Origin of the sequence: Streptomyces huiliensis (genome assembly GCF_020037025.1) — a bacterium.
Lineage (GTDB): Bacteria > Actinomycetota > Actinomycetes > Streptomycetales > Streptomycetaceae > Streptomyces > Streptomyces huiliensis.
The window spans coordinates 1-11,402 of the sequence record NZ_JAIQLH010000282.1; the positions used below are offsets into that span (position 1 = coordinate 1).

The 11,402-nt window shown below is 75.6% G+C and carries 10 protein-coding genes; 6 read left to right on the forward strand and 4 right to left on the reverse strand.

Going from position 1 to position 11,402, the window contains the following annotated elements; genetic code table 11:
* Positions 1-1,108: aminotransferase-like domain-containing protein (locus JNW98_RS31155; RefSeq protein WP_223771653.1), on the forward strand; the 1,108-nt coding region annotated here is incomplete at its 5' end.
* 28 nt (positions 1,109-1,136) lie between these two features.
* On the opposite strand, the gene JNW98_RS31160 is transcribed toward JNW98_RS31155, so the two are convergent.
* Both JNW98_RS31160 and JNW98_RS31165 read right to left on the reverse strand, forming a co-directional pair.
* Positions 1,137-1,496: a thioredoxin family protein gene (locus JNW98_RS31160; protein ID WP_223771654.1), complete on the reverse strand. Its 360-nt coding sequence runs from the start codon at positions 1,494-1,496 to the stop codon at positions 1,137-1,139.
* A gap of 113 nt (positions 1,497-1,609) precedes the next feature.
* Positions 1,610-2,041 carry a MerR family transcriptional regulator gene (locus tag JNW98_RS31165; protein WP_223771655.1) on the reverse strand — a complete coding sequence of 144 codons (432 nt, stop codon included), beginning with the start codon at positions 2,039-2,041 and terminating at the stop codon, positions 1,610-1,612.
* Between the two features lie 111 nt (positions 2,042-2,152).
* Here JNW98_RS31165 and JNW98_RS31170 point away from each other — a divergent pair, with 111 nt between their 5' ends.
* The 4 genes from JNW98_RS31170 to JNW98_RS31185 all read left to right on the forward strand — a co-directional run bounded on the left by JNW98_RS31170 (position 2,153) and on the right by JNW98_RS31185 (position 6,739).
* Positions 2,153-3,595, forward strand: coding sequence for a serine hydrolase domain-containing protein (locus tag JNW98_RS31170; protein WP_223771656.1), 1,443 nt, complete (start codon positions 2,153-2,155; stop codon positions 3,593-3,595).
* A 143-nt stretch (positions 3,596-3,738) separates the two neighbouring features.
* Positions 3,739-4,866, forward strand: a complete 1,128-nt coding sequence (locus tag JNW98_RS31175) for a pyridoxal-phosphate-dependent aminotransferase family protein (RefSeq protein WP_223771657.1) — start codon at positions 3,739-3,741, stop codon at positions 4,864-4,866.
* A gap of 131 nt (positions 4,867-4,997) precedes the next feature.
* Entirely contained in the window at positions 4,998-5,972 is a 975-nt protein-coding gene (locus tag JNW98_RS31180) for an ATP-binding cassette domain-containing protein (protein ID WP_223771658.1), read from the forward strand.
* Positions 5,969-6,739 carry an ABC transporter permease gene (locus JNW98_RS31185; RefSeq protein ID WP_223771659.1) on the forward strand — a complete coding sequence of 257 codons (771 nt, stop codon included), beginning with the start codon at positions 5,969-5,971 and terminating at the stop codon, positions 6,737-6,739. Before JNW98_RS31180 ends, JNW98_RS31185 begins: the two co-directional genes overlap by 4 nt.
* Positions 6,740-6,909: 170 nt before the next feature.
* Here the strand turns inward: JNW98_RS31185 and JNW98_RS31190 are convergent, their stop codons facing one another.
* Positions 6,910-10,149: an ATP-binding protein gene (locus JNW98_RS31190; RefSeq protein WP_223771660.1), complete on the reverse strand. Its 3,240-nt coding sequence runs from the start codon at positions 10,147-10,149 to the stop codon at positions 6,910-6,912.
* Positions 10,150-10,272: 123 nt separating this feature from the next.
* On the opposite strand from JNW98_RS31190, the gene JNW98_RS31195 reads away from it, so the two are divergent.
* Positions 10,273-11,037 carry a TetR/AcrR family transcriptional regulator gene (locus tag JNW98_RS31195; RefSeq protein ID WP_223771661.1) on the forward strand — a complete coding sequence of 255 codons (765 nt, stop codon included), beginning with the start codon at positions 10,273-10,275 and terminating at the stop codon, positions 11,035-11,037.
* Positions 11,038-11,230: 193 nt separating this feature from the next.
* On the opposite strand, the gene JNW98_RS31200 is transcribed toward JNW98_RS31195, so the two are convergent.
* Positions 11,231-11,402: GNAT family N-acetyltransferase (locus JNW98_RS31200; protein ID WP_223771662.1), on the reverse strand; the 172-nt coding region annotated here is incomplete at its 5' end.

Here is an 11,402-nt window from a genome sequence, read left to right on the forward strand (position 1 = left end):
GCGGCCGCGGCCGCGGCTCAGCCTGGTGCAGGGGCAGCCGGACGCCGGGTCCTTCCCGCGGACCGCCTGGGCCGTGGCGGCCCGGCGGGCGCTGAACGCGGCGCCCAACGAGGCGTTCGGCCCCGGGGACCCGCGCGGCAGGCCCGAACTGCGGCGCGCGCTGGCCGGCTACCTCGCCCGGGCCCGCGGTGTCCGTACCGATCCCGAACACATCGTCGTCTGCGCCGGGTTCGCGCACGCGCTGCGGCTGCTGACGGGTGCGGGACCGGTGCGCGGGGCACTGGCCGTGGAGGCGTACGGCCTGCCGTTCCACCGCGGGGTCCTGGCTGCCGCCGGGGTGCGCGCGCTGCCGCTGCCCGTGGACGGACAGGGCGCGCGCGTCGGCCGGCTGGCGGACGCCGAGCGGGGTGTACGGGCGGTGCTGCTGACCCCGGCGCACCAGTTCCCGACCGGCGGTCCCCTGCATCCGCGCCGCCGGGCGGAGGTCGTCGACTGGGCCCGGGCGGGCAGCGGGCGGATCGTGCTGGAGGACGACTACGACGGGGAGTTCCGGTACGACCGGCAGCCCGTGGGAGCCGTCCAGGGGCTGGACCCGGAGCGGGTGGTCTACATCGGTTCCGTCAGCAAGAGCCTCTCACCGGCGCTGCGGGTGGGGTGGATGGTGCTGCCGGGGCACTTGGTGGACGAGGTCCTGGCGCTCAAGGGGGAGCGCGAGGCGTGGACCGGCGTGACGGACCAGCTCACGCTCGCGGACTTCATCGACTCCGGCGCGTACGACCGCCACGTGCGCCGGATGCGGCAGCGCTACCGGGACCGCCGCGACCGGCTCGTCACCACGCTCGCCGAACGGGTCCCGCACCTGCGGGTCTCGGGCATCGCGGCGGGCCTGCACGCCGTCCTGCGGCTGCCGCCGGGCACGGAACCGTCGGTCGTGCGGTCGGCCGCGCGGCACGGCCTGGAGCTGGAGGGGCTGGCGGAGTACCGGCACCCCGACAGCGCCGAAACGCCGTACGACGGCCTCGTGATCGGGTACGCCACACCGCCCGACCACTCCTTCGCCGAGGCACTCGACGTCCTCTGCCGGGTCCTTCCGGCACGTCCGCGGTAAGGGGCCGGGGGGAAGGGAACCCCGGTGGCTAACGGGGTGCGATCCAGGGCAGTTCGGACGCGAGGTCCTGCCGCAGGCGGCGCAGCGGGCGTGCGCCGACCAGGGTCAGGACGGGCTCGCCGGAGCGGAAGAGGATCAGGGTCGGGGCCGAGAGGACGCGGTGGGCCGCCGCCGTGGCCGGGTTGAAGTCCACGTCCAGGGCGACGATCTTCAGCCGGTCCGCCTCGGCCGCCGCCAGCTCGGCGAGGACCGGGGCGATCTGCCGGCAGGGGCCGCACCAGTCGGCGGTGAACTCCACGAGGACGGGCCGGTCGGAGGCGAGCACCTCGTCCTGGAAGGTGGCGTCGGTGACGGGCGCGACGAGAGTGGTGGTCGTGGTCGTGGTCATGGGGGTTGCTCCTCCGTGGTGTGAGAGGTCGGGCGGTGCGGGATTGGTCGGGTGGGCCCAGGGGTGCGGGAGGGGCCGACGGCCTCAGGGGCTGCGGGAGGGGTCCGACGGGCTCAAGCGGGCCGCCCGTCCTCCGTCCCGCACGGCGACAGTTCGCAGCGTGGCGGCGGGCCGCCCGGGACGTCGGCCTCCGCTTCCAGTTCCGCGCGCGCCAGCTGGGCGCTCACCTCGGCGCGGACCTGGGCCAGCCGTTCGATGCACTCGTCCAGTTCGGCGAGTTTGCGCCGGTAGACCTCCAGGGAGGCCGGGCAGCTGTCGCCGGCGGGGTGGCCGGCCCGCAGGCACTCGACGAACGGACGGGTGTCCTCCAGGCCGAAGCCGAAGTCCTGGAGCGTACGGATCTGGCCGAGCAGCCGCAGGTCGGCCTCGTCGTAGTCGCGGTACCCGTTGCCCGCGCGGCGGGCGGGCAGGAGCCCGAGCGACTCGTAGTGCCGCAGGGCGCGCGTGCTGATGCCGGCTCGTCCGGCCAGTTCCCCGATCCGCATGACCCGACCGTAAACGTTGACGCGGGCGTCAAGGCCAGTCCCGGGCAAGGGCGGAGAGGGGATCCGGGTGCCGGTCCGCCCTCGTCGGAGAAGCCTGCTTAGGCTGCGGAAATGACCAGTCACGAGAACACGGGCACCTCAGGCATCACGGGTACCTCAGGTACCTCAGGCGTCACCGAGACCGATCGTTTCGACGACCTGCTGCCCGCGACCCGCAGGGCGCTCCTGCACCACGTCGCCACCACCCAGGCGCAGGGCAGGGCGCCCTCCCTGGTGGCGGCCCTCGTCCGGAACGGACGGCCGGTGTGGGCCGCCGGCCGGGGCACGGTGGACGGCCGCGATCCGGATCCGGAGGCGACCCAGTACCGCATCGGGTCGATCACCAAGTCCCTGATCGCCGTCCTCGTCCTGCGGCTGCGCGACGAGGGCCTGCTCGACCTGGGCGACCCGCTCGGCCGGCACCTGGACACGCCGGCCGGCGGGGAGGCGACCGTCGCCCAACTCCTCTCCCACGCCTCGGGCCTGGCCGCGGAATCGCGCGGTCCGTGGTGGGAGCGGACGGCCGGGGAGCTGCGCCCGACGCCGGAGGACGTGTTCGGCGAGCGCCCGCAGCGGCACCGGGCGGGGGAGCTGTTCCACTACTCCAACACCGGCTACGCCCTGCTCGGCGCGCTCGTAGGGAAGCTGCGGGGCGAGCACTGGTACCCGGTCCTGCGCCGCGAGGTGCTGCTGCCGCTGGGCATGGAGCGGACGACGTACGCCCCGGAGGCGCCGTACGCGGAGGGCCTGGCCGTGCACCCCTGGGCGGACGTCGTCCTTCCGGAACCGGCCGCGGACACCGGCCTGATGGCGCCCGCCGGCCAGCTCTGGTCGACCGCGGCCGACCTGGGCCGGTTCGCCGCCTTCCTGATGGAGGGCGACGAGCGGGTGCTCTCCGCGGCGACCCTGGCGGAGATGCGGCGGCCCGCGGTCGAGCCGCAGAACGCGGACTGGAGCGCGTCCTACGGCCTCGGCCTCCAGCTGATCCGGGTGGACGGCCGGGTCCTGGTCGGCCACGCCGGGTCCATGCCGGGCTTCGTCGGGGCCGTGCTCGCCTGCCCGGAGGAGGGCCTGGCGGCCGCCACCCTCGTCAACCAGACGTCCATGTCGGAGGCCGTGTCGCTGGCGGCTCGGCTCGTGCTGACCACCGCCGAGGCGGAGCCCCGCATCCCGGAGCCGTGGCACCCGGACGCGGACGCGGACCTCGCGTTGCTGGAGCTCACCGGCCCCTGGTACTGGGGGCCCCGGGCCATGGCCCTCCGGCTGGGCGCGGGCCGGACGCTCGAACTGGCGCCGCTCGCCGGCGGGGGCGCGCGGGCCTCGCGGTTCCGGCCGGAGGAGGACGGGACGTGGACCGGCCTCGACAACTACTTCGCCGGCGAGACGCTCCGGGTCGTCCGGCGGGCGGACGGCTCGGTGAGCCACCTGGACCTCGGCAGCTTCGTCTACACCCGGGAGCCGTACGCGCCGGAGGATGCCGTTCCGGGCGGGGTGGCGGAGGGCGGCTGGCGCTGAACCCTTCCCTGGGGCCCCGAACCCTCCCTGGGCCCCGGCGTGGGGTCGGAAGGCGCGGCGTAGGCCCGGAAGGCGCGGCGTAGGGTCGGGGCCAGATACCGGCGGGCGCCGCGTCCCGGCGCCACCACCTCCTGGAAGGCACCGTGACCGCGAACACCGCACCGGACCTGCTCGACCTCGCGCCGCTGGGCGCGGACCACTTCGCCCGGATCGAGGACAAGATCGCGGCGCTGATGCGCACCCGCGAGACCGTCGTCACCATGCAGGGCGAGGCGCTGCTGCCGCTGGAGGCGTGCATCCGCTCGGCCGTGCGCCCCGGCAGCACCGCCCTCAACGTGATCACCGGGCCGTACGGTGAGACGTTCGGCGGCTGGCTGCGGTCCTGCGGCGCGGACGTCGTCACGGTGTCGGCGCCCTTCAGCGGTGCGGTGACCCCGGAGCAGGTCGCCGACGCGCTCCGCGCCCACCCGGAGATCGAGTTCGTCAGCCTCGTGCACGCCGAGGCGGCCACCGGCAACACCAACCCGGTGGCCGGGATCGGGCGCGTGGTGCGGGAGCACGGCGCGCTGCTGATGCTGGACGCGGTCGCCTCCGTCGCCGCCGAGCCGCTGCTCACCGACGAGTGGGGCGTGGACCTGTGCGTCATCGGCGGGCAGAAGGCGATGGCCGGCCCCGCGGGTGTGTCGGCGGTGTCGGTCAGCGCCCGCGCGTGGGAGCGGATCGCGGCCAACGAGCGGGCGCCCCGGCGCTCGTACCTGTCCCTGCTGGACTGGAAGGAGCGCTGGATCGACGGCGGGCGCGCGGTACTGCCGCACGCTCCCGCCCAGTTGGAGATGCTGGCCCTGGAGCAGGCGGCCGACCGGATCGCGGCCGACGGCCTGGACGCCGTGATCGCCCGCCACCAGGCGGCCAGGGACGCCACCCGCGCCGGTGTCCGCGCGCTGGGCGGCCTCACCCCGTACGTCGTCCAGGATGAGCACGCGGCGCCCGCCGCGACCACGCTGCGCGCGCCCGAGGGCGTCGACGCCCGGGAGATCGTCGCGGCGGCCCTGGCGGCCGACGCCTCCGTGCCGCTCCAGGCGGGCGGCGGCGCGCTCGCCAAGGAGATGATCCGGGTGAACCACTACGGGACGGCCGCCTCCCGCGCCATCGTGCTGTCCTCCCTGGCGGCGCTCGCGGCGGGCCTGCGGACGCTCGGCGTCGCGGTCGCGGACACGGACGAGGCGCTGGCGGCCGCGGCGGCGGAGTGGGACGGGCTCGTCCGGAGCTGACCGTCGGGCGGGGGCGGCGGCCGGTGCGCGGGATGCGACGCACCGGCCGCTTCCTCCTGTCAGGGACCGTGTCAGGGGCCGTGTCAGGGCCGTGACAGCCCGGTGTCAGGGCCGGCGGCCAGGCTGGCCGCATGAATGGTTCGGCGATCGCGGTCTCGGGACTGCGCAAGGCATACGGCGGCAAGACCGTGCTCGACGGCATCGGCTTCGACGTCGCGGCGGGATCGGTCTTCTCCCTGCTCGGCCCGAACGGGGCCGGCAAGACGACCACGGTGAACATCCTGACGACGCTGGCGAGGCCCGACGCCGGCACGGTCCGCGTCGCCGGGCACGACCTGGCGTCCGGGACGAGGGAGGTCCGTGCGGCCATCGGGGTCACCGGTCAGTTCGCGGCGGTGGACGACCTGCTGACCGGCCGGGAGAACCTCCGGCTGATGGCGGACCTGAAGCGCGTCCGCTCCGGCGACCGCGTGATCGCCGGACTGCTGGACCGGTTCGAGCTCGCGGAGTCGGCCGACAAGCCGGCGGCCGCCTACTCCGGGGGCATGCGCCGGAAGCTGGACCTGGCGATGACGCTGGTCGGCACCCCCCGGGTCATCTTCCTGGACGAGCCGACGACGGGCCTGGACCCGCGCAGCCGCCGCACGATGTGGGACATCGTCCGCGCGCTGGTGGCCGACGGCACCACCATCTTCCTCACCACCCAGTACCTGGAGGAGGCCGACGAACTCGCCGACCGCGTCGCGGTGCTGAGCGGCGGCACGATCGCCGCCGAGGGCAGCCCCGACGAGCTGAAGCGGCTGGTCCCCGGCGGGCACGTGCGGCTGCGGTTCACCGACCCGGCCGCGTACCGCGCCGCCGCCGGCGCGCTGCGCGACGTCACCGCGGACGACGAGGCGCTGACGCTGCGGATCCCGAGCGACGGCAGCCAGCGTGAACTGCACGCCCTCCTCGACTGGTTGGACGCGGCCGGCGTCCAGGCCGACGAACTGACCGTGCACACACCCGACCTGGACGACGTCTTCCTCGCCCTGACCGACCACGACGCCCCGACCGGCCACGACGTCCCGACCGGCCACGACCGCAAGGAGTCGATCGCCCGATGAGCACGCTCCGTACACACCGTACGCCGCTGACCGACTCGATGATCATGCTGCGCCGCAACCTGAAGCACACCGTGCGGAACCCGGTCACGGTCTTCCAGTCGGTCCTCTTCCCTATCGTCATCATGCTGATGTTCGTCAAGGTGCTCGGCGGCGGCTTCGCCGTCGGCGAGGCGTACATCGACTACGTGACGCCCGGGCTGCTCGTCATGGCCGTCAGCTACGGGCTCGGGTCCACCGCGGCGGCCGTCAACTCCGACATGACGACGGGCGTGATCAACCGGTTCAAGGTCATGGACGTCTCCCGCGGCGCCGTGCTGACCGGGCACGTCGTCATCACCGCGCTGCGCTGCCTGGTGGCCTGCGCGGCCATCGTCGGGGTGGCCTTCGCGATGGGCTTCGACCCGGGCGCGAGCGCCCTCGACTGGCTCGGCGTGCTCGGCCTCGTCCTGCTGCTGGCCTTCGCGGCCGGCTGGCTCACCGTGGCCCTGGGGCTGGCCGCGAAGACCGTGGAGTCGGCGGGCATGGCCGCCGTGCCGCTGGTCATGCTGCCCTTCCTGAGCAGCGCCTTCGTGCCCGCCCACACCATGGGGACCGGCGTGCGGCAGTTCGTGGAGTACCAGCCCTTCACGCCGATCATCGAGACGCTGCGGGGGCTGCTGGCGGGGGATCCGTCGGGCGGCGACGCGGCGGCGGCCGTCGCGTGGTGCGTGGGGTTTACCGTCGTCGGGTACGTGTGGGCGGTCGCCACGTTCAAGAAGCGGGCCTGACCGGTGCCTTCAGCCCGTCCGGCGTCCGGGACCGCGCGCGAAGCGTGCGGCGGGGGTGCGGGAGCGCGGCCCCCGCAGGAAACGGGAAGGGGCGGGACAGGGGCACACCCCTCGCGGCGTCCGCCGCACCCCACGCTCCGACGGCCCACCCCCACCCCCCACCCCGGCCGCTACGCCAGCGTGATCTCCGCCAGCCGCGCCCAGTCGCTCCCCGCCCCCTCCCGGGCCGCCTCGGCGTACCCCGCGTCGCCGAGGCTCCGGCGCGCCGCCCGTTCGATGCGGGCCGCGTCCGGATGCGAGTGGTCCTGCAGCCCGCGGGCGCGCGTGCTCGCCGCGAGCAGCCGTACGGCCTGGGCGGGTTCGCCGCGGCGCAGGGCCAGGTCCGCGACGCCGACGAGCACCTGGGCGATCAGCGGGGCGTGCCCCGCCTCGGCCGCGGCTTCGCAGGCCGCCGCGCGGTGCGCCCGGGACGCGTCGAGGTCGTCGGCGAGGTAGCCGAGGAGGTCGTGCCGCCCGGCGCGGATGTTCGCCTGGGCCGCCTCGTCGCCCCAGAGCGTCGTGGCGACGCCGAGTTGCCGGTGCGCCTCCTCGGTGTCGCCGGCCCAGCGCGCGAGTTCCGCCTTCGCCAGGGCCAGGTCGACCAGCGCGTCCGGCCAGGTGACCCGCTCCGCGCGGCGCTCGGCCTCGGCCAGGGCGGCCGAGCAGGCGGCCTCGTCGCCGAGCAGCCGGTACAGCCGCGCCTGCCGCGACCGCATCCGGATGACGTCCTCGACGGCACCGGCCTCGGTGACGGCCGCGATCGCCTGCTCGTAGTGTTCGCAGGCGACGGCGAACCCGCCGCGTACGGCGGTCCGTTCCGCCAGCTCGGTCAGGGCGATCGAGATGCCGTACCGCTCGCCCAGCGCACGGAACTCGGCGACCGCGCCTTCCAGGTACGCGTCCGCGTCCCGCCCGCCCACGCCGAGCATGACCCGCATCTTGCCGAGGTGCCACCGGCCCAGGGCGCGTACCCAGGGGTCCTCGTCGTCCAGCAGCGGCTCGAACGCGGTCGGGGCCGCTTCGGGCGTCCGGAGCAGGCGTTCCAACGGGGAGATGAGCCGCAGCAGCGGATAGCGGTCCCGGGCGTGCCGGCCGAGCCGGTACGCCTCGTGGATCCAGTGCGCCGCGTGGTGCTCGTCGCCCTGCCCGCCGCTCACGAACAGCACGACCAGCCCGTACACCATGGCCCGGACCTCGTCGGCCGCCTCGCCCGGCGCCGCGGCGGCCGCGGTGACCAGCTCGTTGCCCTCGGACTTGTGGCCGCTGAGCCACCAGTACCAGCCCGCGCCCGCCGCGAGCCGCATCGCCGCCGGACCCTCGCCCGCCGCGAGCGCGCCGCGCATCGCCGCGCCGATCTCGTCGTGCTCGGCCTCCAGCGCGGCCAGCCAGTCCAGCTGCTCGGCGCGGCGCAGGTGCGGGTCCGCGGTCTCGGCGAGCTCGGTGAAGTAGGCGAGGTGCGCGCGGCGCGCCCGTTCGGCCTCCCCCGCCTCGGCGAGCCGCTGTCCGGCGTACTCCCTGATCGTGCCGAGCATGCGGTAGCGGGGGGCGGCGGTGCTCTCGCCGTCCTCGGCGACCAGCAGGGACTTCTCGGTCAGGGCGGTGAGGAGGTCGAGGACCCGGTCGCGTCCGACGGCCTCGTCCGTCCCGTGTGTCTCATCCGTCCCGTCCGCGCAGACGTGTTCGGCCGCTTCCAGGCTCGCCCCGCCCGAGAACACCGCGAGCCGGCGCAGGACCTTCCGTTCGGCGTCGGTCAGCAGCTCCCAGCTCCAGTCCACGACCGCGCGCAGCGTCCGGTGCCGCGGCAGCGCGGTGCGGCTGCCGCCGGTCAGCAGGCGGAACCGGTCGTCGAGGCGGTGGGCGAGCTGGTCGACGGACAGGGTGCGCAGCCGGGCCGCGGCGAGCTCGATGGCCAGCGGCATGCCGTCCAGGGCCCGGCAGACGCGCACCATCGTCGCCAGCGTGCGGTCGTCGGCGGCGAGGTCGCGGCGCACGGCCCCGGCGCGGTCGCGCAGCAGCCGGACGGCGGGGGAGGACGCGATCTCGTCCGGGCCCGCGTCCGCCGCGGGCAGAGGCAGCGGCTCGACCGGCCACAGCGCCTCCCCGGTGATGCCGAGCGGCTCCCGGCTCGTCGCCAGGATCCGCAGCCGCCGGCACTCGCCGAGCAGCCGGTGGGCGAGGACGGCCGCGGACTCGATCACGTGCTCGCAGTTGTCCAGGATCAGCAGCGCCTCGCGGTCGCGGATCGCGGCGACGAGCCGGTCGGCCGGCTCGGCGTGCGGGGCGCCGCCGAGCAGGGCGTCCCGGAGGCCGAGCCCGGCGAGCGCGGAGTGCGCCACGCCGGCCACGTCGCCGTCCGCGCCGAGGGCGGCGAACTCGGCCAGCCAGACGCCGTCCGGCAGTTCGCCGAGCAGGGTGCGCGCGGCCTCGGCGGCCAGCCGGGTCTTTCCCGAACCGCCGGGCCCGGTCACGGTGGTGAGCCGGTGGCCGGCGACGAGCTCGCGGAGCGCGGCGACGTCGGCGTCCCGGCCGACGAAGGTGGTCAGCTCGGCACGCAGGTTGGTCTTCGGGACCTCCGCGCGCCGGCCCGTCTCGCCGCGCAGCAGCGCGACGTGCAGCGCCGACAGCTCCGGCGAGGGGTCGGCGCCCAGCGCGTCGGCGAGCGCCTCCCGCGTGCGCTCGTACGCCAGCAGTGCCTCGCTGTCGCGGCCTGCGGCGACGAGGGCGCGCATCAGCGCGGCGGTGAACCGTTCCCGCAGTGGGTGGGCGGCCGCCAGGTCGGTCAGCTCGGTGACCGCTCGTGCCCCTTGTCCGCAGGCGATCTCGGCGTCGAACCGGTCCTCCGTGGCGGCGAGGCGCAGCTCCTCCAGCCGGGCGGCCGCGGCGTCGAACGCGGCGCTGTCCCGCAGGGCGACGTCCTGGAAGGCCGCGCCGCGCCACAGGCCGAGGGCCTCGCGCAGCAGCCGCGCCCGCCGGGTGTCGGCGTCGGGGTCGGCTTGGACGGCGGGATCGGCTTGGACGGTGGGACCGGTGCGCTCCCCGGGGCCGGTCCGGCTCGCGGTGACGAGGCGTTCGAACCGTACGGCGTCGACGGCGTCGGGCTCCACGGCCAGCCGGTAGCCGTCCGCCCGGCCCTCGACGACCCCGTCCGGTAGCGCCTTCCGCAGCCGGGAGACCAGGCGCTGGAGGGCGTTCGCCGCGTCGGCGGGCGGGCGTTCGCCCCAGATCCAGTCGACGAGCGACGCCTTCGGGACCACCTGGCCCGGCCTGAGCGCGAGGGCGGCCAGCAGCGCGCGCAGCCGCGCGCCCGGCACGTCGACCGGGTCACCGCCGCTCGTGCGTATCTCGAACGGACCCAGCATCCCGATCTGCACCCGCCGATTTTGCCACGGCCGTCCGGCGGACGCCGGAGCCCGGCGGCGACCCCTTCCCGATCTTCCGCGCTAGAATCGGAACCCACATCCCGTTTCCGCCCCGCTCTCCCGTGAGGCCCCGCCATGCCGCGGAATCCCGCTCCGCCGCCCTCCGGCCCCCGTCCCGCCCCGCTGCGGGCGGACGCGCGCCGCAACCGCCAGCTGGTGCTCCAGGCGGCCCGAACCGCCTTCGAGGAGGCGGGGTTGAGCGTCCCGCTCGGGGAGATCGCACGCCGGGCCGGCGTCGGCGCGGGGACCGTGTACCGGCATTTCCCGTCCAAGGAAGCGCTGTTCAGGGCGACGGTCGTGGACCGGGTGCGGCTGTTCACGGACACGGCAAGGGAGTTGGCCGACGCGCCCGACCCGGGCCCGGTGTTCTTCCGCTACCTCGCGTCGGTGGTCCGGCTGTCGGCGCGGAACAAGGGCTTGTGCGACGCCCTGGAGGCGAGCGCGGAGGGCCGCTTCGACCCGTCGCCGGGGGTGGAGGGGGACTTCCGCGAGGCGCTGTCCGTCCTGCTCGGCCGGGCCCAACTGGCGGGTGCGGTACGGCGGGACGTCATGCTGGACGACGTGCTGGCGCTCCTGCTGGGCTGCCTGTCGATGGAGCAGCGGCGGGGTCCGCACGGCGCGCCGGGCCGGATGACGGCCCTGGCGTGCGACGCGCTCAGGCCCGGCCGGAGCGTGACGAAACTCCCCGCGCAGGGCGCGATCCGGCGTAACGAAACCGGCTGTCCGGTGTGCGGGGCCGCGCTGCCCGCCGCCCGCACCGGACGGCCCGCCCGCTACTGCGGCGGGGCGTGCCGGCAGAAGGCGCACCGGGACCGGCTGCGGGAGCGGCCGGCTCTCTAGCCGTGCGGTGCCGGGGCCGAGACGCTCGGGACTCGGGCGTTCGGGACTCAGGCGCTCGGGGCTCAGGCGCTCGGGGTCCAGATGCTCGGGGTCCAGGCGCTCGGGGTCCAGATGCTCGGGGCCCAAGCGGCGAGGCCCAAGCGGCGAGGCCCAAGCGGTGGGCCCAGACGGCGGGGGCTCGTGCGGCCGGGGCTCAGAGGTGGTACTTGAACCCGAGGTGCGACGCCTCGAAGCCCAGCCGCTCGTAGAAGCGGTGCGCCTCCACCCGCGTCGCGTCCGAGGTGAGCTGGAGCAGTACGCATCCCTGGCGGCGGGCCTCCTCGATGGCCCACCGCATGAACCGGCCGCCGATGCCGTTCCCGCGC

Coding starts and splice junctions, on each gene's coding strand:
- JNW98_RS31180 (WP_223771658.1), top strand. CDS start 4,998: ATGAATGGTTCGGCGATCGCGGTCTCGGGACTGCGCAAGGCATACGGC.
- JNW98_RS31170 (WP_223771656.1), top strand. CDS start 2,153: ATGACCAGTCACGAGAACACGGGCACCTCAGGCATCACGGGTACCTCA.
- JNW98_RS31185 (WP_223771659.1), top strand. CDS start 5,969: ATGAGCACGCTCCGTACACACCGTACGCCGCTGACCGACTCGATGATC.
- JNW98_RS31165 (WP_223771655.1), bottom strand. CDS start 2,041: ATGCGGATCGGGGAACTGGCCGGACGAGCCGGCATCAGCACGCGCGCC.
- JNW98_RS31195 (WP_223771661.1), top strand. CDS start 10,273: ATGCCGCGGAATCCCGCTCCGCCGCCCTCCGGCCCCCGTCCCGCCCCG.
- JNW98_RS31160 (WP_223771654.1), bottom strand. CDS start 1,496: ATGACCACGACCACGACCACCACTCTCGTCGCGCCCGTCACCGACGCC.